This is a genomic window from Wohlfahrtiimonas sp. XWW7, from assembly GCF_056716055.1.
Genome location: NZ_CP168032.1, coordinates 944,736 through 965,966 on the forward strand (window position 1 = coordinate 944,736; position 21,231 = coordinate 965,966).

At 39.0% G+C, this 21,231-nt stretch carries 35 protein-coding genes; 34 read left to right on the forward strand and 1 reads right to left on the reverse strand.

Annotation, left to right across the window (positions count from 1 at the left end):
* Positions 1-46: 46 nt before the first annotated feature.
* The 3 genes from ACA100_RS04585 to ACA100_RS04595 all read left to right on the forward strand — a co-directional run bounded on the left by ACA100_RS04585 (position 47) and on the right by ACA100_RS04595 (position 1,879).
* Positions 47-454 carry a hypothetical protein gene (locus ACA100_RS04585; protein ID WP_481078814.1) on the forward strand — a complete coding sequence of 136 codons (408 nt, stop codon included), beginning with the start codon at positions 47-49 and terminating at the stop codon, positions 452-454.
* A 51-nt stretch (positions 455-505) separates the two neighbouring features.
* Positions 506-1,201 carry a tetratricopeptide repeat protein gene (locus ACA100_RS04590; RefSeq protein WP_481078815.1) on the forward strand — a complete coding sequence of 232 codons (696 nt, stop codon included), beginning with the start codon at positions 506-508 and terminating at the stop codon, positions 1,199-1,201.
* Between the two features lie 219 nt (positions 1,202-1,420).
* The gene (locus ACA100_RS04595) at positions 1,421-1,879 is read left to right on the forward strand and encodes a hypothetical protein (RefSeq protein WP_481078816.1); all 459 of its coding nucleotides are present in this window, start codon (positions 1,421-1,423) and stop codon (positions 1,877-1,879) included.
* On the opposite strand, the gene dinB is transcribed toward ACA100_RS04595, so the two are convergent.
* Positions 1,880-2,935, reverse strand: a complete 1,056-nt coding sequence (dinB, locus tag ACA100_RS04600; RefSeq protein ID WP_481078817.1) for a DNA polymerase IV — start codon at positions 2,933-2,935, stop codon at positions 1,880-1,882.
* A 54-nt stretch (positions 2,936-2,989) separates the two neighbouring features.
* Here dinB and ACA100_RS04605 point away from each other — a divergent pair, with 54 nt between their 5' ends.
* From ACA100_RS04605 to rpmJ, 31 genes are all read left to right on the forward strand, one after another.
* Positions 2,990-3,175, forward strand: coding sequence for a prepilin-type N-terminal cleavage/methylation domain-containing protein (locus tag ACA100_RS04605; protein ID WP_481078818.1), 186 nt, complete (start codon positions 2,990-2,992; stop codon positions 3,173-3,175).
* Positions 3,176-3,186: 11 nt separating this feature from the next.
* On the forward strand, positions 3,187-4,053 hold the full coding sequence (locus tag ACA100_RS04610; protein ID WP_481079103.1) for a PilW family protein: 867 nt from the start codon (positions 3,187-3,189) through the stop codon (positions 4,051-4,053).
* A complete protein-coding gene (locus ACA100_RS04615; RefSeq protein WP_481078819.1) occupies positions 4,050-5,096 on the forward strand; it encodes a hypothetical protein in 1,047 nt (348 codons plus the stop codon). The genes ACA100_RS04610 and ACA100_RS04615 overlap by 4 nt, the downstream gene beginning before the upstream one ends.
* Positions 5,097-5,133: 37 nt before the next feature.
* Positions 5,134-5,910: a formate dehydrogenase accessory sulfurtransferase FdhD gene (gene fdhD, locus ACA100_RS04620; RefSeq protein ID WP_481078820.1), complete on the forward strand. Its 777-nt coding sequence runs from the start codon at positions 5,134-5,136 to the stop codon at positions 5,908-5,910.
* 96 nt (positions 5,911-6,006) lie between these two features.
* Positions 6,007-6,381 (forward strand): 30S ribosomal protein S12, encoded by a 375-nt coding sequence (gene rpsL, locus ACA100_RS04625; RefSeq protein ID WP_077927954.1) that lies wholly within the window; start codon positions 6,007-6,009, stop codon positions 6,379-6,381.
* Positions 6,382-6,439: 58 nt separating this feature from the next.
* Positions 6,440-6,910: a 30S ribosomal protein S7 gene (gene rpsG / locus ACA100_RS04630; RefSeq protein ID WP_481078821.1), complete on the forward strand. Its 471-nt coding sequence runs from the start codon at positions 6,440-6,442 to the stop codon at positions 6,908-6,910.
* Positions 6,911-7,009: 99 nt separating this feature from the next.
* On the forward strand, positions 7,010-9,103 hold the full coding sequence (fusA, locus tag ACA100_RS04635; RefSeq protein ID WP_481078822.1) for an elongation factor G: 2,094 nt from the start codon (positions 7,010-7,012) through the stop codon (positions 9,101-9,103).
* Between the two features lie 89 nt (positions 9,104-9,192).
* On the forward strand, positions 9,193-10,383 hold the full coding sequence (gene tuf, locus ACA100_RS04640; protein ID WP_481078823.1) for an elongation factor Tu: 1,191 nt from the start codon (positions 9,193-9,195) through the stop codon (positions 10,381-10,383).
* A 56-nt stretch (positions 10,384-10,439) separates the two neighbouring features.
* Positions 10,440-10,751: a 30S ribosomal protein S10 gene (rpsJ, locus tag ACA100_RS04645; protein WP_077926832.1), complete on the forward strand. Its 312-nt coding sequence runs from the start codon at positions 10,440-10,442 to the stop codon at positions 10,749-10,751.
* Between the two features lie 73 nt (positions 10,752-10,824).
* On the forward strand, positions 10,825-11,463 hold the full coding sequence (gene rplC / locus ACA100_RS04650) for a 50S ribosomal protein L3 (protein ID WP_481078824.1): 639 nt from the start codon (positions 10,825-10,827) through the stop codon (positions 11,461-11,463).
* Between the two features lie 3 nt (positions 11,464-11,466).
* Complete coding sequence (rplD, locus tag ACA100_RS04655; RefSeq protein ID WP_481078825.1) at positions 11,467-12,072, forward strand: 50S ribosomal protein L4; 606 nt, start codon at positions 11,467-11,469, stop codon at positions 12,070-12,072.
* Complete coding sequence (gene rplW / locus ACA100_RS04660) at positions 12,069-12,371, forward strand: 50S ribosomal protein L23 (RefSeq protein ID WP_077926829.1); 303 nt, start codon at positions 12,069-12,071, stop codon at positions 12,369-12,371. The genes rplD and rplW overlap by 4 nt, the downstream gene beginning before the upstream one ends.
* Positions 12,371-13,195, forward strand: coding sequence for a 50S ribosomal protein L2 (gene rplB, locus ACA100_RS04665; protein ID WP_481078826.1), 825 nt, complete (start codon positions 12,371-12,373; stop codon positions 13,193-13,195). Before rplW ends, rplB begins: the two co-directional genes overlap by 1 nt.
* A 15-nt stretch (positions 13,196-13,210) precedes the next feature.
* Positions 13,211-13,483, forward strand: coding sequence for a 30S ribosomal protein S19 (rpsS, locus tag ACA100_RS04670; protein WP_077926827.1), 273 nt, complete (start codon positions 13,211-13,213; stop codon positions 13,481-13,483).
* 9 nt (positions 13,484-13,492) lie between these two features.
* Complete coding sequence (gene rplV / locus ACA100_RS04675; RefSeq protein WP_077926826.1) at positions 13,493-13,819, forward strand: 50S ribosomal protein L22; 327 nt, start codon at positions 13,493-13,495, stop codon at positions 13,817-13,819.
* A gap of 11 nt (positions 13,820-13,830) precedes the next feature.
* Positions 13,831-14,517 (forward strand): 30S ribosomal protein S3, encoded by a 687-nt coding sequence (gene rpsC / locus ACA100_RS04680; protein ID WP_481078827.1) that lies wholly within the window; start codon positions 13,831-13,833, stop codon positions 14,515-14,517.
* Between the two features lie 2 nt (positions 14,518-14,519).
* The gene (rplP, locus tag ACA100_RS04685) at positions 14,520-14,933 is read left to right on the forward strand and encodes a 50S ribosomal protein L16 (RefSeq protein WP_077926824.1); all 414 of its coding nucleotides are present in this window, start codon (positions 14,520-14,522) and stop codon (positions 14,931-14,933) included.
* A gap of 25 nt (positions 14,934-14,958) precedes the next feature.
* Positions 14,959-15,144, forward strand: a complete 186-nt coding sequence (gene rpmC / locus ACA100_RS04690; RefSeq protein ID WP_171973733.1) for a 50S ribosomal protein L29 — start codon at positions 14,959-14,961, stop codon at positions 15,142-15,144.
* Positions 15,144-15,410, forward strand: coding sequence for a 30S ribosomal protein S17 (gene rpsQ / locus ACA100_RS04695; RefSeq protein WP_481078828.1), 267 nt, complete (start codon positions 15,144-15,146; stop codon positions 15,408-15,410). Before rpmC ends, rpsQ begins: the two co-directional genes overlap by 1 nt.
* Positions 15,411-15,414: 4 nt before the next feature.
* Complete coding sequence (rplN, locus tag ACA100_RS04700) at positions 15,415-15,783, forward strand: 50S ribosomal protein L14 (RefSeq protein ID WP_077926821.1); 369 nt, start codon at positions 15,415-15,417, stop codon at positions 15,781-15,783.
* Positions 15,784-15,792: 9 nt separating this feature from the next.
* Positions 15,793-16,134, forward strand: coding sequence for a 50S ribosomal protein L24 (rplX, locus tag ACA100_RS04705; protein ID WP_077926820.1), 342 nt, complete (start codon positions 15,793-15,795; stop codon positions 16,132-16,134).
* A 126-nt stretch (positions 16,135-16,260) separates the two neighbouring features.
* On the forward strand, positions 16,261-16,800 hold the full coding sequence (gene rplE / locus ACA100_RS04710) for a 50S ribosomal protein L5 (RefSeq protein ID WP_077926819.1): 540 nt from the start codon (positions 16,261-16,263) through the stop codon (positions 16,798-16,800).
* Between the two features lie 11 nt (positions 16,801-16,811).
* Complete coding sequence (gene rpsN / locus ACA100_RS04715) at positions 16,812-17,117, forward strand: 30S ribosomal protein S14 (protein ID WP_077926818.1); 306 nt, start codon at positions 16,812-16,814, stop codon at positions 17,115-17,117.
* Between the two features lie 15 nt (positions 17,118-17,132).
* Positions 17,133-17,528: a 30S ribosomal protein S8 gene (gene rpsH, locus ACA100_RS04720; protein WP_481078829.1), complete on the forward strand. Its 396-nt coding sequence runs from the start codon at positions 17,133-17,135 to the stop codon at positions 17,526-17,528.
* Between the two features lie 10 nt (positions 17,529-17,538).
* Positions 17,539-18,075 (forward strand): 50S ribosomal protein L6, encoded by a 537-nt coding sequence (rplF, locus tag ACA100_RS04725; protein WP_481078830.1) that lies wholly within the window; start codon positions 17,539-17,541, stop codon positions 18,073-18,075.
* Positions 18,076-18,082: 7 nt separating this feature from the next.
* The gene (rplR, locus tag ACA100_RS04730; RefSeq protein ID WP_481078831.1) at positions 18,083-18,439 is read left to right on the forward strand and encodes a 50S ribosomal protein L18; all 357 of its coding nucleotides are present in this window, start codon (positions 18,083-18,085) and stop codon (positions 18,437-18,439) included.
* 12 nt (positions 18,440-18,451) lie between these two features.
* Positions 18,452-18,970: a 30S ribosomal protein S5 gene (rpsE, locus tag ACA100_RS04735; protein ID WP_481078832.1), complete on the forward strand. Its 519-nt coding sequence runs from the start codon at positions 18,452-18,454 to the stop codon at positions 18,968-18,970.
* A gap of 3 nt (positions 18,971-18,973) precedes the next feature.
* Positions 18,974-19,153, forward strand: a complete 180-nt coding sequence (rpmD, locus tag ACA100_RS04740; protein ID WP_077926813.1) for a 50S ribosomal protein L30 — start codon at positions 18,974-18,976, stop codon at positions 19,151-19,153.
* An 8-nt stretch (positions 19,154-19,161) separates the two neighbouring features.
* On the forward strand, positions 19,162-19,596 hold the full coding sequence (gene rplO, locus ACA100_RS04745; protein ID WP_481078833.1) for a 50S ribosomal protein L15: 435 nt from the start codon (positions 19,162-19,164) through the stop codon (positions 19,594-19,596).
* Between the two features lie 9 nt (positions 19,597-19,605).
* A complete protein-coding gene (gene secY, locus ACA100_RS04750) occupies positions 19,606-21,027 on the forward strand; it encodes a preprotein translocase subunit SecY (RefSeq protein ID WP_481078834.1) in 1,422 nt (473 codons plus the stop codon).
* Positions 21,028-21,050: 23 nt separating this feature from the next.
* Entirely contained in the window at positions 21,051-21,164 is a 114-nt protein-coding gene (rpmJ, locus tag ACA100_RS04755; RefSeq protein WP_081600423.1) for a 50S ribosomal protein L36, read from the forward strand.
* The last annotated feature ends 67 nt before the right edge of the window (positions 21,165-21,231 follow it).

Consider the following 21,231-nt stretch of genomic DNA (forward strand, 5'->3'; position numbering starts at 1 on the left):
AAGCAATTATATTTATATCAAAACTAAAATCATTAAGGCTCATAATATGAAAATAATTGAATTGTTCTTAGGGGTACTTGAGTGGATTGATCTGTTTTCACCAACACAACGTGAATCCAAAGCAGAAAAGATTGATAAAATTCGATCGTATTCACAAGCCATTTATCTTTCTAGAATTATTTTTGAAGTGGTATTGTTATTTATAGCTTATGGGCTTGCCATTGTTTGGTTCGTAAATTCTGTGTTTCATGGAGTAATTCTTGTATGGATTATTGGTGCATCAACATGGTTATTATTGTTTGGTTTGAGCCAGATTTATCTTTGGGCAAGCCATCGTTTTTTATCAACACAAGATTATATGAAACATCATAGATGGATTTGGATAATACATATTGTTTGCTTTGTTTTACTCGCATCATTAGCGATCTATAAAACTTCTGATCTTTTTTGGTAAACCTATTAGCAAAATGTAAAATGGCGGCATGATTGATTAAGGAGAATTAACATGGATGTGATTATCGAGCAGCAGTTGAGAGATGCAGAAGATCTAATTGATGCGGAAAATCCCGCTGCGGCGATTGAGTTGTTGAATAGTATTGAAACGGATTATCCCTTCTATATCGCAAGGCGAAACATTTTATTGGGCACAGCTTTGTCAGATTTGGGCGATGTTGAAGGTGCCAAAAGCACTTGGTTGACGATTGATCAAAGCGGTGGTTTGCCAATTTATGCGCTAGCTCAATTATATTTGGGGGATTTGGCAGAAGAGAATAATGAGTTTGAAGCCGCAATTCAGCATTGGCAAAACATTCAGAAAGATTGGGAATTGAGTTGTTATACACAAGCACAATTAAATTTGGGTGAATTGGAAAATGAAGGTGGGAATGTTGATCAAGCCATTCATCATTGGCAAGTGATCGAGAAAGATTGGGATGAAGAATCTTATGCTTGGGCGCAACTTTATCTGGCAGATGCAGCAATGGCACAAGGTGATGAAGCATTAGCAGAACAGCATTGGCAGAATATCTCTAAAGATCTTGATTTATGGTGCTATGCGCAGGCGCAATATCAATTGGGTAAATTGGAGTACAGCCGAGGAAAAGTTGAACAAGCAAAAGCCCACTGGGTAATCATAGAGAAAGATTGGGATGAAAATATCTATGATTGGACGCAACAGTTTTTAAAGAAAGTGACAAAATAATCAACGAGAAACCGAGCCAAGGCTCGGTTTTTTTGAATATAGATATAAATAGTGACGGGCCATTTAAAGGTACAATCAGCTTGATTGATAAAACAAATGTAAATTTAGTTTACTATTTGTATTTAATGGGTAAAATTAAAGCAATTAATTGTCTATATTGCTGAAAATAAAGAACATAGCAAAGACTGCCAAATAAATTAAATAAGAAAGGTCGTGAATATGGAAAGAAAACTCTTGAAAGGTTTGATGTCTCTTTGTTTATCTTCTGTGATGTTAAGTGTAAGTTCTGCGGATGCTTTGAGCCCAACATTTTTACCAATGTTGGATGGTCAATGGAAGGTTGAAGTCGATCATAGTGCGCTAGGCGGTACAACGACTGATAAATGCTTTACAAACATTGAATTATTGCCATTATATTCTGCGCAATTGTTATTAGAACAGGCACAGGCAAATAAACGTAGTTGCCGTATGACGGCAAGTAATACACGCAATAGCCAAACGTATATGCTGAAGTGTGATGAGAAAAAGTTGACGACGACAGAAATGTATCGTTTAACGAAAGAGGCTTATAACAAATATGTGCTAGAGCGCTCTGTTTCGACGATCCCTTATACACCAGCGGTCAATTATGTAGAAACTACGACATTCACACGCGTTGGGCGCTGTGCTGCGCTTTAATTAAAATGGCAATCTGATTTGTGCCGTATGATAAGGATCGGGTGATTGGATGGTCATACCAATCAATCGAATGGGCTGTTTGGGCAAGGTTTCAAACAGCTCCCAAAAACAGTTTTCGATAAATTCGTGTTCATAAGGTAATACGGAGCTGAATGTTTTACTGCGTGTGACGGATGTAAAGTTAGCAAACCGTATTTTGATAGAGATGCCTTTGCCATAAAAATCATGCCCAATTAATCGTTGCAGCAGAGTTTTAATGATAATATCCACTTCTGCTTTGATCTCTTCATGTGTATTAATGTCTTTTGGAAAGGTATTTTCAGCGCCGACGGAGCGTGTTTCATGAAAAGGATCAACAGGGCTATTATCTTCACCGCGCGCATATAAATAATAAAATTCTCCAGTTTTACCAAAATGATGCTTTAATTCTTCTCTAGATTTAAGTTTCAAATCTAGACCATTTTTGATACCCAGCGAATGCATCTTTTTCGCGGTTTGTTGTCCGATGCCATAAAATTTTTCGATGGGTAATTGTTCTAGAATGGAGATTGCTGATCGATGTGAAATCACTGTAATGCCATAGGGTTTATGCATGTTGGATGCAATTTTTGCGAGGAACTTATTGTAAGAAACGCCAACTGAAGAGGTTAAGTTAAGCTCTTGATAAATATCTTGCTGAATACTTTTGGCGATCTCTGTTGCATAAATGCCAGTTTGAGTCATTGTTGTGACATCTAAATATGCTTCATCTAATGATAATGGTTCGATTAATTTTGTATATCTTTTAAAAATATCATGAATTTGACGGGAAACTGATTGATACACATCGAATCTGTGCGGTGCGAAAATCAGGTGAGCGCATTTCTTTTTGGCAGTAGAGGAAGGCATTGCGGAGTGGATGCCAAATTTACGTGCTTCATAACTGGCTGCTGCGACTACGCCACGTGCATCGGCAGAACCCACAACTAATGGCTTATTTCGGTAGTGCGGAAAATCCCTCTGCTCAACTTGGGCGAAGAATGCATCCATATCCACGTGAAGAATTTTTCGAGTCATGGCAATTAATAGAATATATTGTCTATTTAATGTTAAGTAATGTAAGTTATTAACATGAAAAAGCTAATGGTTGATAAAGGAATGACTTTGGTCGAGGTGATGATCGCACTCGCTATTATAGTGGGAATTGTGATGATTGCCTATCGATATCATGAAGCGCTCACTATAAGTAATGGTGAGCTTTTACAGTTTCAAGAAAACTTATTATCCGATGAAAATCAGTTTGATCAGGCATATTAGGTGGAATTGTGATGAAGCGATTAAAAGGATTTACATTAATAGAGCTAATGGTGGCAATGTCGATTGGTTTGTCTTTATTGACTGCTTTGATGACTTTTTGGTTAGCGTTATCCAAAAATAGTCATAAAGAGATCTTGAAGCTTGAATTATCTCAAGATTATTTAGAAATTGTGAGTTATCTTCGTCCTGCAATTGGTCGAGCAATTTTTCAGCCTCATTGTATGAATCCCGAGTGGTTGCAATACAAAGCGATAGAGCATGAGCATCCTATGGTTCCCTTTGTATCACGCAATGGGCGAGTGATGATCCACCAGTCGAAGGATAATTCAGAATTGGCTCACACCATTGTGATGCAAGATGCTGCGTTGCAATATCCTGAATTAATATTGAATGATTATAAATTAAGAACTTTGGTGGGCAGTGATTTAATTGAGTTAGTGACATTAACGCCATTGTCCGTTGAAGAAGGTATTATTCAAAATGCTGATGAGTTGAAAGGGAATGCATCAGGTTATATCTACGCAACAGATTGTCGACAATATGTTTTAGGACGATACCATAAGTCTGGGCTCAATCAATATAGGATTTTAGATAAAACACAGCAGGGCATCATGAATCATTTGAGCCAAAATACATATATTCAATACTATAAAGTGAGTCGATCCTTCATATATATGAGTTATGAGCAGAATAGACATTATTTAATTCATAACTTTTTAGATGGTTCGAATCATATGCGTTTTCCAAACACTCAAGGAATGAAAGTTAAGCAGAGTGATGATCATTGGCAATTGTTGGCGTTTGATTTATTACTGCCGATGTATGGCAAGGATGATCCTGTTCATAAAGAACTTTATATAAGGCTATTGAATCTATGAAACGATCGAAAGGTAGTATTTTGGCAATAGTATTGATCATCATGGCGGCATTATATTTGTTGGCGGGTATGATGTTTATGGTGAATCGGCAATATTTTTCGGATATTGGATTGGCGCAAGATTCAGCGATGAATCGGCAGAAATTATTAAATGCAGGTAAATCTTTAATTACAGTACAAGGCCGCAGTGATCCGCGAACGATCACTATGAGTGATCAATGGTCGCAGTGTGATTTATGGGTTGTGCCAGAGTATGGTGAAGCGAATGATTTGGAGGTTTTTCAACAGTATTTACCATTGACAGAATATTGTAGTGATGGGCATGTATCTCATCGAATTTGGTTGGCGAGCTTGGATAATTTAGAAGATTATTTGGTGATTGACCATTTAAAATCTCAAGATGATTGGCAAAATGAATTGATTATAGAAAATCATGTTCATGTGGATGTTATACAAAAGGATGAACAATGGATATTAGTGCTAGATAATGGCGTCTTGCACAAGGAAATTATACTGATTGAGGAAGAAAATCTGCCTTTGCTTGCGCATAGGTTTATGCGAGTGAATCAGTTGTATTATGAGTTACTGCTGTTTTTTGAAGATGCAGGTTCTCAGCAAGTGGATGTGTATCATTTGTGGATTCCTATCAATGAATTATATTTTGAGCCTTCTAGAACTCATCGATTTCAGTTGCTGAAAGAGCGCGCACATGATCATAATGATTGGCGAATAGTTAATATTAATGATGAACAAAGTCAGAATTGGCAGATGACATTAACGCAGCAGATATTAGATTCGGTACTGATCAGAAATAATGTAATTTTTGTCTCATTGCATGATAGAGAAGTGCATCATCAAAGTATTATCGCAATGTATTTATCAGGGCAATCATTTTTTGGTGATGATATTGCGGGGTTTGAGTATTCTGCTCTTGATCGAAAAATTGAATTGATTGCATGTTTATACCGAAAGCCTTTAATGTTGGATCAATGGATAATAGGCTGTGATATTCAGCAAAAAATACGTTATTACTTTCCAGAGTGATAGAATAGCGCTAATTTATTAAACTGATAAGTGACTGATGGACGCGATTAAAACATGTAATGTTGTCAATTACCAAAATGATGGCGGGATTGAAAAAGAAGATTATTTGATTTCGGAAGAGCCGATTCAATTTATCTATAATGGTGTGCCACATTTGGTGATGATGTGTACGCCGACAGACTTAGAAGATCTTGCTTATGGCTTTAGTTTGACGGAAGGTATTGTGCAATCTACGTCGCAAATATTATCTGTAAAGATTATCGAAACTGCTGTGGGCATTGAACTTAATATAGAAATTGACCCCATTTTAATGAGCCGTTTAGAAGGTAATCAAAGAAAAATGAGTGCTAGAACGGGATGTGGTGTTTGCGGCGTTGAAAATTTATCTTTAGTAGAGAAAACTTTGTCAAAGCTTGAAAGTGTAGCACCATTGAACTATGAGGCTATTCAGAATGCATTAATGCAAAGTTATTCTGCGCAGGAATTTGGTCAACAAACAGGTGCATCTCATGCGGCATTTCTATGTCATCGAAATGGTGATATAATTCTGACTCGTGAAGATGTTGGTCGTCATGTTGCGTTAGATAAATTGATCGGTGCAATCACACAATTAAATGTAGATATGAATGACGTATTTATTTTAATGAGTTCAAGAGCAAGTTTTGAGATTGTTCAAAAAACAATTGCAATTAAAGTTCCAATATTGGTAACAATGTCTGCCCCGACGGATAAGGCTGTTCAGCTAGCCAAAAAGTATCATTTATCCCTTTGGGGTTTCGCAAGAAAAGGTCGAGTTAATTGTTACGCAACTTGACACTTTCTATACAGTCTTATAAAATCTCGCATCTTTGGATAATTTTATCCAAGATTGGCTTATGTATAATTTTTATAATCATAGGATTGAATTTTAATGGTAACAGTAAATCAGTTAGTGCGTCGTCCACGCTCTATCAAAGCTGACAAATCTGACGTGCCTGCATTACAAAGCTGTCCTCAGCGTCGTGGTGTGTGTACTAGGGTTTATACAGCTACGCCAAAGAAGCCAAACTCTGCTTTACGTAAAGTTTGTCGTGTGCGTTTAACGAATGGTTTCGAAGTATCGAGCTATATCGGTGGTGAAGGTCATAACTTGCAAGAGCATAGCGTAGTATTAGTACGCGGTGGTCGTGTTAAGGATCTTCCAGGTGTTCGTTATCACACAGTTCGTGGTGCTTTGGATGCGCAGGGCGTTGCAAAACGTCGTCAAGGTCGTTCAAAATATGGTGCTAAGAAGCCTAAAGAATAAGTAGTTGTTCTTTGAAAAGGTCTTTTAGTTAGGATTTAGTATTTGTTGAGAGTATCTCATGTCAAGAAGAAGAGAAGTCCCAAAACGTGATATTTTGCCAGATCCCGTTTATGGTAGCAAAACGTTGGCGAAATTCATGAACATGGTAATGGTTTCTGGTAAGAAATCTGTTGCTGAAAGCATTTTATACGGCGCTTTAGATGGTATTAAAGAGAAGGGTCATGAAGATCCTATGGCTGTATTAGATCAAGCATTGGAAAATGTGCGCCCTAAGGTTGAGGTTAAATCTCGCCGTGTTGGTGGTGCTACATATCAAGTTCCAATCGAAGTACGCGCAACTCGTCGTGATACTTTGGCTATGCGCTGGATTATTGATGCTGCGCGTAAGCGTTCAGAAAAATCAATGTCACGTAGAATGACGGCAGAATTATTAGATGCTGCAGAGAGTCGTGGTGCTGCAGTTAAAAAACGTGAAGATACACACAGAATGGCAGAAGCAAATAAAGCATTTGCTCACTTCCGCTGGTAATATCGCGTGTTTTTAGTATGAATGTAATGCGGTGCTATCAGTATTGATGGTGCCGCATCGTCGTTTTTAAGATAATTTTCTAAATAGAAGGAAATAAATATGGCTCGTACAATGCCAATTAATCGATATCGTAATATCGGTATTAGTGCTCACATCGACGCTGGTAAAACTACTACTTCTGAACGTATCCTATTCTATACAGGTCGTACTCATAAAATCGGTGAAACACACGAAGGTACGGCAACAATGGATGGTATGGATCAAGAGCAAGAGCGTGGTATTACAATTGCGTCTGCGGCGACTACCTGTTCATGGAAAGGGATGGAAAATCAATTTCCTGAGCATTTGATTAACTTGATTGATACTCCTGGGCACGTTGACTTTACAATTGAAGTAGAGCGTTCAATGCGTGTTCTAGATGGTGCTGTTATGGTTTACTGTTCTGTGGGTGGTGTTCAGCCTCAGTCAGAAACTGTATGGCGTCAAGCGAATAAGTATAAAGTTCCACGTATGGCATTTGTTAATAAAATGGACCGTACTGGTGCTGACTTCTTCCGTGTAATGGAGCAAATGAGAGAGCGTTTACGTGCAAACGTAGTGCCAATTCAAATTCCAATTGGTGCTGAAGAGAATTTTGAAGGTGTGGTTGATTTGGTTGTCAATAAAGCAATTTATTGGGACGAAGCAAGTCATGGTTTGAAGTTTGAGTACGGTGATATTCCTGAGCATTTGAAAGAGCAAGCGGCAGAATATCGTACTGCAATGATCGAAGCGGCGGCTGAATCTTCTGAAGAAATGATGGAAAAATACCTTGAAGAAGGTGATTTATCTATCGATGATATTTATAAAGGGTTGCGTATTCGTACGTTGAACTCTGAGATTGTACCTGCAATGTGTGGTACAGCCTTTAAGAATAAAGGTGTTCAGTGTGTGTTGGATGCTGTTATTCGCTATTTGCCTGCGCCAACAGATATTGAAGCTATTAATGGTACGTTGCCAAATGGCGAAGCGAGTGAGCGTCATTCAACAGATGATGAGCCATTTGCAGGTTTGGCATTTAAAATTGTGAATGATCCACATGGTAATTTAACATTCGTACGTGTTTATTCGGGTTTTGTTAAAAATGGTGATTCTGTTTATAACTCAGTAAAAGAAAAACGTGAGCGTATTGGTCGTATGTATCGCATGCACTCAAGCTCTCGTGAAGAAATTTCTGAAGCGCGTGCTGGTGATATAGTTGCTTTTGTGGGTTTGAAAGATGTAACAACTGGTGATACGTTGTGTGATCAGCAAAATGTTATTGTTCTTGAGCGTATGGAATTCCCAGAGCCAGTTATCTCTGTTGCGATTGAGCCAAAAACTAAAGGCGATCAAGAGAAAATGGGTTTAGCTTTATCTCGTTTGGCGCAAGAAGATCCATCATTCCGTGTTTCTACTGATCATGAATCAGGTCAGACGATTATCGGTGGTATGGGTGAGTTGCACTTGGAAGTACTTGTTGAACGTATGAAGCGCGAGTTCAAGGTAGAGTGTAACGTTGGTGCACCTCAGGTTGCTTATCGTGAAACGATTAGAAAATCAATTGAGCAAGAAGGTAAATTTGTACGTCAGTCTGGTGGTCGTGGTCAGTTTGGTCATGTTTGGTTGCGTATTGAGCCAAGAGAACCGGGTGAGGGTTATGAATTTGTTAACCAGATCGTTGGTGGTGTTGTTCCTAAAGAATACATTCCAGCGGTTGATAAGGGTATTCAAGAACAGATGGAAAATGGTGTTCTTGCTGGGTTCCCGGTTGTTGACGTTAAAGTAACATTGTTTGATGGTTCTTATCATGAAGTTGACTCAAACGAAATGGCGTTTAAAATCGCTGGTTCAATGGGCTTCAAAGAAGGTGCTCGTAAAGCAGGTGCTGTATTGTTAGAACCAATGATGAAGGTTGAAGTTGAGACTCCAGAAGATTACTTGGGTGATGTAATGGGTGACTTGAATCGTCGTCGTGGTAACTTGCAAGGTATTGATGATGCATATGGCTCTAAGTTGATTCGTGCAGAAGTTCCTTTATCAGAAATGTTCGGTTATGCGACTGCTCTTCGTTCAGCAACGCAAGGTCGTGCAACATATTCTATGGAATTTGCTAAATATCAAGAAGCGCCTTCTCATGTAACTGAAGAAGTAATTAAGAAAAATCAAGGTTAATCTAAATTAAATTTTAGATTGCAAACGTAAAAAATAGCGCTATAATATAGCGCTATTTTCATTCATTCTTTAACAATTGAGGTGATATTGTGTCTAAGGAAAAATTCAGTCGTAATAAACCGCACGTAAACGTGGGTACAATTGGTCACGTTGACCATGGTAAAACAACATTAACTGCTGCTTTGACTAAAGTTGGTGCAGACCGTTTCGGTGGTGCTTCTCAAGCATACGATCAAATCGATAAAGCGCCAGAAGAAAGAGCGCGTGGTATTACAATCTCTACATCACATGTAGAATATGAATCAGATACGCGTCATTATGCACACGTTGACTGCCCTGGACATGCGGACTATGTTAAAAACATGATCACTGGTGCTGCTCAGATGGATGGCGCTATTTTGGTTTGTTCAGCAGCTGATGGTCCTATGCCTCAAACTCGCGAACACATCTTGTTGTCACGTCAAGTAGGTGTTCCATACATCGTTGTATTCTTGAACAAAGCTGACATGGTTGATGATGCTGAGTTGATCGAATTGGTTGAAATGGAAGTTCGTGACTTGTTAAGCACTTACGATTTCCCAGGTGATGATACTCCAATTATTGTTGGTTCTGCTTTGAAAGCATTGGAAGGCGATGAGTCAGAAATCGGTGTTCCAGCAATTATTAAATTAGTAGATGCATTAGATTCTTACATTCCTGAGCCTGCTCGTGAAATTGATAAGCCATTCTTGATGCCAATCGAAGATGTATTCTCAATCTCTGGTCGTGGTACAGTAATTACTGGTCGTATCGAATCAGGTATTGTTAAAGTTGGTGAAGAATTAGAAATCGTTGGTATCACTGAAACAGCTAAAACAACTTGTACTGGTGTTGAAATGTTCCGTAAGTTGTTGGATCAAGGTCAAGCTGGTGATAACGTTGGTGTATTGTTGCGTGGTACTAAGCGTGAAGATGTACAACGTGGTCAAGTATTGGCAAAACCAGGTTCAATCAAGCCTCATACAAAATTTGAAGCTGAAGTATATGTATTGTCTAAAGATGAAGGCGGTCGTCATACTCCATTCTTTAAAGGTTACCGTCCACAGTTCTACTTCCGTACAACTGACGTGACTGGTGCTGTAGAATTGCCAGAAGGCGTGGAAATGGTTATGCCTGGTGATAACATCAAGATGGTAGTTGAGTTGATCAACCCAATCGCAATGGATGAAGGTTTGCGTTTCGCAATCCGTGAAGGTGGCCGTACTGTTGGTGCTGGCGTTGTAGCTAAAATTATTGCGTAATAGATCAATTTAATTAGTATGCGCCCTGTTGGGGCGCATCGTTTTGAGAAATAAAAATGACCAATCAAAAAATTCGTATTCGTTTAAAAGCTTTTGATCATCGTTTAATCGATCAATCAGCTAAAGAAATTGTTGAAACAGCTAAGCGTACAGGTGCGCAAATTAAGGGTCCAATCCCATTGCCTGTAAAAACTGAGCGTTTCACAGTATTGATCTCTCCGCACGTAAATAAAGATGCGCGTGATCAGTATGAGTTAAAAACGCATAAGCGTTTGATGGATATCATTAATCCTACTGAAAAAACAGTTGATGCTTTGATGAAGCTAGACTTGGCGGCAGGTGTTGATGTTCAGATTAAATTAGGTTAATCCTAACTTAATCAACTGGGCGAAGAAGGTGGCCAACCTTCCTCTCGTGATTTATCTATATTGAGGTTTTAAAATGGCAATTGGATTAGTAGGACGTAAAGCGGGGATGACTCGCGTATTTACTGAAAGTGGTGAATCCATCGCTGTAACTGTTTTAGAAGTAACTCCTAACAGAGTAACTCAAGTTAAAAACAGTCAAGTAGATGGTTATACTTCTGTTCAAGTAACAACAGGTGTAAGAAGAGCAAGTCGTGTAAATAAGGCTGCAGCTGGTCATTTTGCTAAAGCAAAAGTGGAAGCAGGTCGTGGCTTGTGGGAATTCCGCGTTGAAGACGTGGCAGAATTCGCACTTGGACAAGAAATCACAACTTCAGTGTTTGAAGAAGGTCAGAAAGTTGACGTAAGTGGTGTGAGCCAAGGTAAAGGTTTCGCAGGTACTATTAAACGTTGGAACTTCTCTGGTCAAAGAAATTCTCACGGTAACTCATTATCACATCGTGTTCCTGGTTCTATCGGGCAATGTCAAGATCCTGGTCGTGTTTTCAAAGGTAAGAAAATGACAGGTCACATGGGTGCCGTTAAGCGTACAGCATTGAACTTAGAAATCGTACGTATTGATGCTGATAAAAATATCGTTTTAGTTAAAGGTGCTGTGCCTGGAGCTAAAGGCGGTAACGTGATTATCAAACCTTCAGTTAAGGCAAAGGGGTAATCAATGGAATTAAATATTAAAAATGGTTCAACGGTTGCATTAGAAGATTCTATCTTTGCTCGTGAATTCAATGAAACTCTTGTTCATCAAGTAGTTGTGGCGTATCAAGCGGCAGGTCGTGCTGGTACTCGTGCTCAAAAGACTCGTTCTGAAGTTAAAGGTGGCGGAATTAAGCCATGGAGACAAAAAGGTACAGGTCGTGCGCGTGCTGGTTCTTCTCGCAGTCCAATTTGGCGTTCTGGTGGTGTAACATTTGCTGCTAAGCCACAAAACTGGGAACAAAAAGTTAATAAAAAAATGTATCGTGCAGCTATTGCATCAATTTTCTCTGAATTAATCAGACAAGATCGTTTGGTTGTTGTAGATAAAATTGAATTGGCTGAGTCAAAAACTAAAGCAGCTTTAAAAATGCTTCAGGATTTAAATGTAGGTAACAACGCATTGTTGGTAACTCAAGCGATTGACTTGCCTTTATACTTAGCAACTCGTAACTTGCCATATGTACAAGTTATTGATGCTGCGGGTATTGATCCAGTAAGCCTAATCCAATTTGAAAAAGTTGTTATGACTCAAGAAGCATTAACATCTGTAGCGGAGTGGTTAGCATGAGTATGAAAGAAGAACGTTTGATGCAGATTATTCTTGCGCCTCACGCGTCAGAAAAAACGGCTCGTTTAGAAGAAACGGCTGGTCAGATCTGTTTTAAGGTATTGAAAGATGCTACTAAGCTTGAAATTAAACAAGCTGTAGAGTTGAGTTTTAATGTTAAAGTTAGCGCTGTAACTGTTGCGATTCAAAATGGCAAGCAAAAACGTTTAGGTCGTTTTGTTGGTCAAAGACAAGATTGGAAAAAAGCATATGTTACTTTAGCTGATGGACAAACTATTGATTTTGTAGGTGGTGCATAATGGCAATTGTTAAGACTAAGCCAACATCAGCTGGCCGTCGCAATATGATTAAAATTGTGACGCCTGGTTTGCATAAAGGCGCTCCATACGCTCCATTATTAGGCAGTAAGTCAAAGACTGGTGGTCGTAATAATAATGGTCGTATTACAACTCGTCACATCGGTGGCGGTCATAAGCAACACTATCGTATCGTTGACTTTAAGCGTGATAAAGATAATATTCCTGCGCGTGTTGAGCGTATTGAATATGATCCTAATCGTACTGCGCATATTGCATTGTTGTGTTATGCAGATGGTGAGCGTCGTTACATCATTGCACCTAAAGGTGTAACTGAAGGTGCTGTATTATTGTCAGGTTCTGGTGCTCCAATTAAGCCTGGTAATGCTTTGCCTCTTCGTAATATCCCAGTGGGTTCTACAATCCACTGTGTTGAGTTGAAAGAAGGTAAAGGTGCTCAGTTGGCTCGTTCGGCTGGTGCTGGCGTTCAGTTAGTAGCTCGTGAAGGTCAATTTGTAACTTTGCGTTTACGTTCAGGTGAAATGCGTCGTGTACATCTTGATTGTAAAGCGACTTTAGGTGAAGTATCTAATGGTGAGCACAGCTTGCGCGTATTGGGTAAAGCTGGTGCTAAGCGTTGGTTAGGTGTTCGTCCTACAGTCCGTGGTGCGTGTATGAACCCGGTAGATCACCCTCATGGTGGTGGTGAAGGTCGTAGTAAGGGTGGTCGTCATCCTGTTACTCCTTGGGGTGTGCCTACTAAAGGTTACAAAACAAGAACTAATAAACGTACTGATAAGTTTATTGTTCGTCGTCGTAATAAGTAAGATAAAGGATAATTTATGCCACGTTCTATTAAGAAAGGCCCATTTATCGATCATCACTTAATGAAGAAAGTTGAAGAAGCTATTGCTTCTAAAAGCCGCAAGCCAATTAAAACTTGGTCTCGTCGCTCAATGATCCTTCCTGAAATGATTGGTCTAACAATTGCAGTGCACAACGGTAAGGTGCATGTTCCGATTTTAATTACTGAAAACATGATTGGTCATAAGTTGGGTGAGTTTGCTCTTACTCGTACTTATCGTGGTCACGTTGCAGACAAAAAAGCGCGATAGGAGTTTATTATGCAAACAGCTACATTAAAATTTGCGCGTATCTCTCCTCAGAAAGCGCGCTTAGTTGCTGATCAAATTCGCGGTTTACCAGTTGAGCGTGCATTAGCTCTTTTGGAATTCAGCGATAAGAAAGCAGCTGACATCATGAAGAAAGTATTGAACTCAGCGATTGCTAATGCAGAAAACAATCAAGCATTAGACATCGACGGCTTGAAAGTACAAGCGGTTATGGTTGACGCTGGTCCTGTTCTTAAGCGCATGAGAGCACGTGCAAAAGGTCGCGGTAGCCGCATCCTTAAGCGTACTAGCCATGTTGCGATCACAGTAGCAGAATAAGGGAGACTATAATGGGTCAAAAAGTTAATCCAACCGGAATTCGTTTAGGTATCTCTAAAGATTGGAATTCACGTTGGTATGCAAGCAGTAAGGAATTTCCTGAATTTATCGAAGCAGATTTCAGAGCTCGTGAGTTTCTTCGTAAAGAATTAGCAAGCGCTGCAGTTTCTAAAATCCAAATCACTCGTCCAAGCAAGTCAGCACAAGTAACGATCTTCACAGCTCGTCCTGGTGTTGTTATTGGTAAGAAAGGTGAGGATATCGAGAAATTACGTACACAGTTAACTAAAATTATGGGTTGTCCTGTGCATGTAGCAATCGAAGAAATCAAAAAGCCTGAATTAGATGCTTATTTGGTTGCTGAAGGTATTGCACAGCAATTAGAACGCCGTGTAATGTTTCGTCGTGCAATGAAGCGCGCTGTAACAAACACTATGAAGCTAGGTGCGGAAGGTATCCGTGTGAATGTTTCTGGTCGTTTAAATGGTGCAGAAATTGCTCGTATGGAATGGTATCGTGAAGGTCGTGTGCCATTACATACATTGCGTGCGAACATCGACTATGGTACAGCTGAAGCTTTAACTACTTACGGTATCCTAGGTATCAAAGTTTGGATCTATAAGGGTGAAGTATTCGACTATCAAAAAGCTGATGAGCAACCAGAAAAAGGTCGTCGCTCTAAAAAGAGAGGTGAATAATTATGTTACAGCCTAAACGTACAAAATTTAGAAAAATGCGTAAAGGCCGCAACCGCGGTAACGCACTTGCTGGTAATCAAGTTAGCTTTGGTGAATTCGGCTTGAAAGCTACGACACGTGGTCGTATTACAGCGCGTCAGATCGAATCTGCACGTCGTGCGATCAATCGTTATGTTCGTCGTGGTGGTAAAGTTTATATTCGCGTTTTCCCAGATGTGCCAATTACTAATAAACCTTTAGAGGTTCGTATGGGTAGTGGTAAGGGTAATGTTGAATATTGGGTAGCTAAAGTTCAACCAGGCAGAATGTTATACGAAATCGAAGGTGTGGCTGAAGATGTTGCACGTGAAGCATTCCGTTTAGCGGCTGCTAAATTAGCTGTTCAGACAACGTTTGTTGCTAGAACAGTACTATAAGGTGATGATTATGAGTAATAATTTTATGGAAACATTATCTGCTAAGAGCGTTGAAGAGTTAAAAGCTGAGCGTTTAGAATTGCGTAAAGCACAATTTAACTTGCGTATGCAAAAAGCAACTGGTCAGTTGGAAAAACCACACCAGTTCAAAGCAACTCGTAAGCAAATTGCTCAAATCAACACAGTTTTAGCACAAAAGGCAGGTGAGTAATGTCTGAAGTTAAACAAAAAGTTGAGCGTACAGTAGTTGGCCGCGTTTCATCTGATAAGATGGATAAAACAATTACAGTGTTGGTTGAACGTCTAGTAAAACATCCTATTTATGGTAAATACATCAAGCGCTCTACGAAGTTTCATGCGCATGATGAAAATAACATCTGTAAAATGGGTGATTTAGTCGAAATTAAACAATCACGTCCAATGTCTAAGTTGAAATCTTGGGAATTGGTTAAAGTGATCGAAGAAGCAAGAGGTTAGTGAAATGATTCAAACTCAATCTATGCTTGAAGTTGCTGATAACTCTGGTGCAAAGCGCTTGATGTGTATCAAGGTTTTGGGTGGTTCACATCGTCGTTATGCTGGTGTTGGTGACATCATTAAAGTATCTGTTAAAGATGCTATTCCGCGTGGTCGTGCGAAGAAAGGTGAAATCTACAACGCATTAGTTGTTAGAACACGTAAAGGTGTTCGTCGTGATGACGGTTCATTGGTAAAATTTGATGGCAATGCAGCAGTATTGTTGAACTCAAAATTTGAACCAATTGGTACTCGTATTTTTGGACCAGTAACTCGCGAGCTTCGTGGTGATCGTTTCATGAAGATCATCTCTTTAGCTCCAGAAGTAATTTAAGGTGATAGCATGAATAAATTACGTAAAGGTGATGAAGTTGTAGTAATTGCTGGTAATGACAAAGGTAAAACTGGTCATATCGTTTCAATTACTAAAGACGGCTCAAGAGTTTTAGTTGCGGGTGTTAACAAGAAAATTAAACATGTTAAGCCAAACCCACAACGTGGTATCGAAGGTGGTCGCGTAGAACAGGAAGCAACAATCCATATTTCTAACGTTATGATCTTCAATCCAGAAACTAAGAAAGGTGATCGCGTTCGCATCGAAGTAACTGCTACTACTGATGCAAATGGTAAAAATACTTTCACTAGAGAAAGATTTTTTAAATCAACTAACAAAAAAATTGGCTAATCCCTAGTTTTTCTGTTATTGTATTGTGCTCTACTCTCATAGATGTATGTCTATGAGAGTGTTTGTTTTAACAGTCGCTGAATAGGATGCATTTCTTTAATATATCCGTTTGGCTAGGATTAATTTATGACAAGATTAAATCAATACTACAGTGATGTAGTTGTTCCTAAATTGATGGAACAATTTGGATATAAAAATCCAATGGAAGTACCAAAAATCACTAAAATTACCTTGAATATGGGTGTTGGTGAAGCTGTTGCTGATAAAAAAGTAATGGATTCTGCAGTAGCTGATATGGCTGCTATCGCAGGTCAAAAACCAGTTGTGACTTTGTCAAAGAAATCAATTGCTGGTTTTAAAATCCGTGATGGTTGGCCTGTAGGTTGTAAAGTAACTTTACGTCGTGCTCATATGTATGAATTTTTGGATCGTTTGATTAATATCTCGTTGCCACGTGTACGTGACTTCCGTGGTATCAATGGTCGTTCTTTTGATGGTCGTGGTAACTATAGCTTCGGTATCAAAGAGCAAATCATTTTCCCAGAAATCGATTATGAAAAAGTTGATGCATTACGTGGTATGGACATTAACTTTACGACAACTGCAAAAACTGATGCTGAAGCAAAAGCATTAATCGCTGCATTTGGCTTCCCATTCCGTAATTAATAGGTAATATTATGGCAAAAAAATCAATGATCAATCGTGAGCTTAAAAGAGCAAAATTGGTTGAAAGATTACAAGCTAAGCGTAATCGCTTAAAAGATATTATTAAAAGCGAAACTGTGAGTTTTGAAGAAAAGCAAGCAGCTGTTATCGCTTTGCAGAAAATGCCTCGTGACTCTTCTGCTTCACGTAAACACTCTCGTTGTTCGATTACTGGTCGTCCGCACGGTGTGTACAGCAAATTTGGTTTGGGTCGTAACAAATTGCGCGAAATTACTATGCGCGGTGACATCCCAGGCTTACGTAAAGCAAGTTGGTAATTGAGGAGATAATTCATGAGTATGCATGATCCAATTGCAGATATGTTGACGAGAATTCGTAACGCACAATCTGCACAAAAAGAAACTGTAGCAATGCCTTCTTCTACAAAAAAAGAAGCAATTGCGAAAGTATTAAAAGATGAAGGTTATATTTCAGGTTTTGAAGTAACTTCTGAAGGTGTTAAAAAGACTTTAGTAGTTACGTTGAAATATTACCAAGGTAAAGCTGTAATCGAGACTTTAGATCGCGTAAGCCGTCCAAGCCTTCGTATCTACAGAAGTAAAGATCAACTTCCATCAGTTTTGGGTGGCTTAGGTATTGCGATCATCTCTACCTCTAAAGGTTTGATGACAGATCGTAAAGCACGAGCTATGTCCTTAGGTGGTGAAGTTATTTGTTTCGTAGCGTAAGGAGTAGGATATGTCTCGTGTAGCAAAGAAAATTATTCCAATTCCTGCTGGTGTTGAAGTATCTATCACAGGTAATTTGGTGAAAGTTAAGGGCGCTAAAGGCTCTAGCGAATTACAATTGCATTCAGCAGTTGGTATTAAACAGGAAGATGGTAACTTGGTTATCGTTCCTGATTTGGATCAAACAAAAGGTAGCTATGCTTTAGCAGGTACTATGCGTTCATTGGTAAACAATATGGTTATCGGTGTATCAGCAGGCTTCGAAAAGAAATTACTTTTAGTTGGTGTTGGTTACCGTGCGCAAGCTCAAGGTACTGCTTTAAATCTTTCATTAGGTTTTTCTCACCCAGTAGTTCACGCTATGCCTGAAGGTGTAACTTGTGAAACTCCTTCTCAAACTGAAATCATCATTCGTGGTGTTGATAAACAAGCAGTTGGTGAAGTAGCAGCAAAAGTTCGCGCTTACAGACCACCAGAGCCATATAAAGGTAAAGGTGTACGTTATGCTGACGAAGTTGTTTCATTGAAAGAAGTTAAGAAGAAGTAGGTGATCTATGAACTTGAAAAAAGAAGCTAGACTACGTCGTAGTCGTAAAGCTAGAGCAAAAATCAGAGAAATTGGTGCGACTCGTTTAACAATTTTTAGAACGCCTCGTCATATCTATGCTCAAGTAATTTCTCCATGCGGTAAAACTATTTTGGCTGCAGCATCTTCTTTAGATAAAGAAGTTCGTGCTCAAATCCAAAATGGTGGTAACGTGGATGCAGCTAAGGTGGTTGGTAAAGTAGTTGCAGAACGTGCATTGAAAGCAGACATTACAACTGTTGCTTTTGATCGTGCTGGTTTCCAATACCACGGACGCATTAAAGCATTGGCAGATTCAGCTCGCGAAGCTGGCTTACAATTCTAATAGGGATTTGATATGGCAAAGAAATCAGAAAATACAAACGTTGCTGCACAAGCAGATGCTTTCCAAGAAAAGCTTGTTGCGGTAAATCGTGTATCTAAAACAGTTAAGGGTGGACGTCAATTTGCATTTGCTGCTTTGACAGTAGTAGGTGATGGTAATGGTCGCGTAGGTTTTGGATACGGTAAAGCTAAAGAAGTTCCTTTGGCTATCCAAAAGTCAGTAGAGCAAGCACGTAAAAGTATTAAAGAAGTATCTTTAACAAACGGTACATTGCAATATCCAGTAACAGGTGTTCATGGCGCAGCGCGCGTTTATATGCAACCTGCTTCAGAAGGTACTGGCGTTATCGCTGGTGGCGCAATGCGTGCTGTATTTGAAGTTGCTGGTGTTAAGGATGTTTTGGCTAAATGTCAAAATTCACGTAATCCTATCAATGTTGTTCGTGCAACAATCGAAGGATTATGCTCTATGAAATCACCTGAAGATATCGCTGCTAAGCGTGGTCTTTCAGTTGAAGACATTAAGGAGTAATTCATGAGTACTATTACTGTTACTTTGGTTAAAAGTACCAATGGTCGCCTACAGTCACATAAAGATTGTGTGCGTGGTTTAGGATTAAGAAAAATTAATCATACTGTTGAAGTTCAAGATACACCAGAAAACAGAGGGATGATTAATAAAGTGTCCTATTTATTGAAAGTTTCTGAAAAATAGGTGAAATAATGCATTTAAACACTTTAACTTGTACAGATGGTAGTCGCAAAGCTAAGAAGCGTTTAGGACGTGGTATTGGTTCTGGATTGGGTAAAACTGCTGGTCGTGGTCATAAAGGTCAGCATTCACGCTCAGGTGGTTATCATAAAGTAGGTTTCGAAGGCGGTCAGATGCCTTTACAACGTCGTCTTCCAAAAGTAGGCTTCGTTTCTCAAATCTCTTTGAAAACAGCTGAAGTTCCTTTGTCTGCATTGGCAAAAGTACAAGGTACAGAGATTGATTTAATCGCTTTGAAATCATCAAATGTGATTGCAGGTAAATTTGAAAGAGCAAAAATCGTTCTTTCAGGTACAATTGACCGTGCAGTAACTATTAATGGTTTAGCGGTTACAAAAGGTGCTAAGGAAGCAATCTTGGCGGCAGGTGGAACAATCAACGAATAAAGATATAGTATGAAAAATAATCAACTTCCTCAGCTTGGCAATTTATCAGAATTAAAATCTCGTTTTTTATTTTTGATGTTGGCTTTGATTGTTTACCGTTTAGGTGTGCATATCACGGTCCCTGGGATCAATGTTCCATTGTTAATGGATCAAATGACACAACCAGGTGAAGGCCAAGGTTTAAGTGCGATGATGAACCTGTTTTCAGGTGGCGCATTTGAAAGGATGTCGATTTTTATGCTAGGGGTTATGCCATACATTACAGCGTCTATTGTTATTCAGATGCTAAGTGTGGTATACCCACCACTTGAACAAATTAAAAAAGAAGGCCAAGCAGGGCGTCGTAAGATAACGCAATATACGCGTTATCTCACAATTGTTTTTGCTGCAGCGCAAGGTACGGCATATGCATTTGGTATTGTTAATGGTTCTTTAGGTTTTAGCGCAAATATTGTCGTGATCCCTGCCTTTAACTTTGTCTTATTGGCTGTAATTACTTGGATTACAGGTACAATTTTCCTAATGTGGTTGGGTGAACAAATCTCTGAGAGAGGTGTTGGTAATGGTATCTCTATGATCATCTTTGCTAGCATTTTAATGGGGATGCCGACAGGAGTTAGCGCATTATTTGATACTGCACGTACTGAAGGTACAACACTTGCATATTTGAAAGTTGTTTTTGTAATTTTATTTGTTATGGCGATTGTGTTGTTGGTTGTATTTATTGAACGTGGCCAACGCCGTATTACGATCAATTATGCAAGAAAACAACAGGGGCGCCAAATGTCAATTGGTGGGCAAACGACACATCTTCCATTGAAACTTAATATGGCAGGTGTTATTCCAGCAATTTTCGGCTCGGCATTCTTGTCTTTCGTTTACACAATTTCAGCAGCACTGGCTAAGATTGAAGTACAGGTTGTTGATGGTCCTATGTCTGGTTTACAAAAGTTCTCATTTTTTGCAGGTCAATTCTTTCAAAAAATTGGTAACTATGGTGTTAAGTATTTCACACCAGGTCAACCAGCTTATATGATTTTATTTGCTGCTTTAATTATTTTCTTCTGCTTCTTTTATACTGCAATTCAGTTTAATTCAAAAGAAACAGCTGAAAATTTAAAGCGTTCTGGTGGTTTTATTCCAGGTATTCGCCCAGGAATTCAAACTTCTCAGTTTTTTGATAAAGTATTAACTAGAATTACACTTTGGGGTGCGTTGTATATTACGGCTATCTGTTTATTACCAGATATGTTGGGCGCAATTTTTAACTTCCCAAGTTATTTCGGTGGTACTTCTATTCTGATCGCGGTTGTAGTTGTCATGGACTTAATTGCTCAAGTTCAAGCTCAGTTGGTATCCCAACAGTATTCATCTTTGATGAAAAAAGCTAATATTAGCAATGCTTTAAATGGCAAACCGCCATCAATCTAAAATATTCTCGATTAGGAGTTTTTATGAAAGTTAGAGCATCAGTTAAAAAAATTTGCAGAAAGTGCAAAATCATTAAACGCCATGGTGTGATTAGAGTTATCTGTGAAGATGGACGTCATAAGCAACGTCAAGGATAATTAAATTTGTGGAATTCTAAAAAACAGTATAGAATTCCACCCCTTGGTCATAAAACAAAAATTTTCG

What these genes read in the sequence shown, in the direction of transcription:
- ACA100_RS04585 (WP_481078814.1), top strand. Translation starts at nt 47, where the DNA reads ATGAAAATAATTGAATTGTTCTTAGGGGTACTTGAGTGGATTGATCTG.
- ACA100_RS04590 (WP_481078815.1), top strand. Translation starts at nt 506, where the DNA reads ATGGATGTGATTATCGAGCAGCAGTTGAGAGATGCAGAAGATCTAATT.
- ACA100_RS04595 (WP_481078816.1), top strand. Translation starts at nt 1,421, where the DNA reads ATGGAAAGAAAACTCTTGAAAGGTTTGATGTCTCTTTGTTTATCTTCT.
- dinB (WP_481078817.1), bottom strand. Translation starts at nt 2,935, where the DNA reads ATGACTCGAAAAATTCTTCACGTGGATATGGATGCATTCTTCGCCCAA.
- ACA100_RS04605 (WP_481078818.1), top strand. Translation starts at nt 2,990, where the DNA reads ATGAAAAAGCTAATGGTTGATAAAGGAATGACTTTGGTCGAGGTGATG.
- ACA100_RS04610 (WP_481079103.1), top strand. Translation starts at nt 3,187, where the DNA reads ATGAAGCGATTAAAAGGATTTACATTAATAGAGCTAATGGTGGCAATG.
- ACA100_RS04615 (WP_481078819.1), top strand. Translation starts at nt 4,050, where the DNA reads ATGAAACGATCGAAAGGTAGTATTTTGGCAATAGTATTGATCATCATG.
- fdhD (WP_481078820.1), top strand. Translation starts at nt 5,134, where the DNA reads ATGGACGCGATTAAAACATGTAATGTTGTCAATTACCAAAATGATGGC.
- rpsL (WP_077927954.1), top strand. Translation starts at nt 6,007, where the DNA reads ATGGTAACAGTAAATCAGTTAGTGCGTCGTCCACGCTCTATCAAAGCT.
- rpsG (WP_481078821.1), top strand. Translation starts at nt 6,440, where the DNA reads ATGTCAAGAAGAAGAGAAGTCCCAAAACGTGATATTTTGCCAGATCCC.
- fusA (WP_481078822.1), top strand. Translation starts at nt 7,010, where the DNA reads ATGGCTCGTACAATGCCAATTAATCGATATCGTAATATCGGTATTAGT.
- rpsJ (WP_077926832.1), top strand. Translation starts at nt 10,440, where the DNA reads ATGACCAATCAAAAAATTCGTATTCGTTTAAAAGCTTTTGATCATCGT.
- rplC (WP_481078824.1), top strand. Translation starts at nt 10,825, where the DNA reads ATGGCAATTGGATTAGTAGGACGTAAAGCGGGGATGACTCGCGTATTT.
- rplD (WP_481078825.1), top strand. Translation starts at nt 11,467, where the DNA reads ATGGAATTAAATATTAAAAATGGTTCAACGGTTGCATTAGAAGATTCT.
- rplW (WP_077926829.1), top strand. Translation starts at nt 12,069, where the DNA reads ATGAGTATGAAAGAAGAACGTTTGATGCAGATTATTCTTGCGCCTCAC.
- rplB (WP_481078826.1), top strand. Translation starts at nt 12,371, where the DNA reads ATGGCAATTGTTAAGACTAAGCCAACATCAGCTGGCCGTCGCAATATG.
- rpsS (WP_077926827.1), top strand. Translation starts at nt 13,211, where the DNA reads ATGCCACGTTCTATTAAGAAAGGCCCATTTATCGATCATCACTTAATG.
- rplV (WP_077926826.1), top strand. Translation starts at nt 13,493, where the DNA reads ATGCAAACAGCTACATTAAAATTTGCGCGTATCTCTCCTCAGAAAGCG.
- rpsC (WP_481078827.1), top strand. Translation starts at nt 13,831, where the DNA reads ATGGGTCAAAAAGTTAATCCAACCGGAATTCGTTTAGGTATCTCTAAA.
- rplP (WP_077926824.1), top strand. Translation starts at nt 14,520, where the DNA reads ATGTTACAGCCTAAACGTACAAAATTTAGAAAAATGCGTAAAGGCCGC.
- rpmC (WP_171973733.1), top strand. Translation starts at nt 14,959, where the DNA reads ATGGAAACATTATCTGCTAAGAGCGTTGAAGAGTTAAAAGCTGAGCGT.
- rpsQ (WP_481078828.1), top strand. Translation starts at nt 15,144, where the DNA reads ATGTCTGAAGTTAAACAAAAAGTTGAGCGTACAGTAGTTGGCCGCGTT.
- rplN (WP_077926821.1), top strand. Translation starts at nt 15,415, where the DNA reads ATGATTCAAACTCAATCTATGCTTGAAGTTGCTGATAACTCTGGTGCA.
- rplX (WP_077926820.1), top strand. Translation starts at nt 15,793, where the DNA reads ATGAATAAATTACGTAAAGGTGATGAAGTTGTAGTAATTGCTGGTAAT.
- rplE (WP_077926819.1), top strand. Translation starts at nt 16,261, where the DNA reads ATGACAAGATTAAATCAATACTACAGTGATGTAGTTGTTCCTAAATTG.
- rpsN (WP_077926818.1), top strand. Translation starts at nt 16,812, where the DNA reads ATGGCAAAAAAATCAATGATCAATCGTGAGCTTAAAAGAGCAAAATTG.
- rpsH (WP_481078829.1), top strand. Translation starts at nt 17,133, where the DNA reads ATGAGTATGCATGATCCAATTGCAGATATGTTGACGAGAATTCGTAAC.
- rplF (WP_481078830.1), top strand. Translation starts at nt 17,539, where the DNA reads ATGTCTCGTGTAGCAAAGAAAATTATTCCAATTCCTGCTGGTGTTGAA.
- rplR (WP_481078831.1), top strand. Translation starts at nt 18,083, where the DNA reads ATGAACTTGAAAAAAGAAGCTAGACTACGTCGTAGTCGTAAAGCTAGA.
- rpsE (WP_481078832.1), top strand. Translation starts at nt 18,452, where the DNA reads ATGGCAAAGAAATCAGAAAATACAAACGTTGCTGCACAAGCAGATGCT.
- rpmD (WP_077926813.1), top strand. Translation starts at nt 18,974, where the DNA reads ATGAGTACTATTACTGTTACTTTGGTTAAAAGTACCAATGGTCGCCTA.
- rplO (WP_481078833.1), top strand. Translation starts at nt 19,162, where the DNA reads ATGCATTTAAACACTTTAACTTGTACAGATGGTAGTCGCAAAGCTAAG.
- secY (WP_481078834.1), top strand. Translation starts at nt 19,606, where the DNA reads ATGAAAAATAATCAACTTCCTCAGCTTGGCAATTTATCAGAATTAAAA.
- rpmJ (WP_081600423.1), top strand. Translation starts at nt 21,051, where the DNA reads ATGAAAGTTAGAGCATCAGTTAAAAAAATTTGCAGAAAGTGCAAAATC.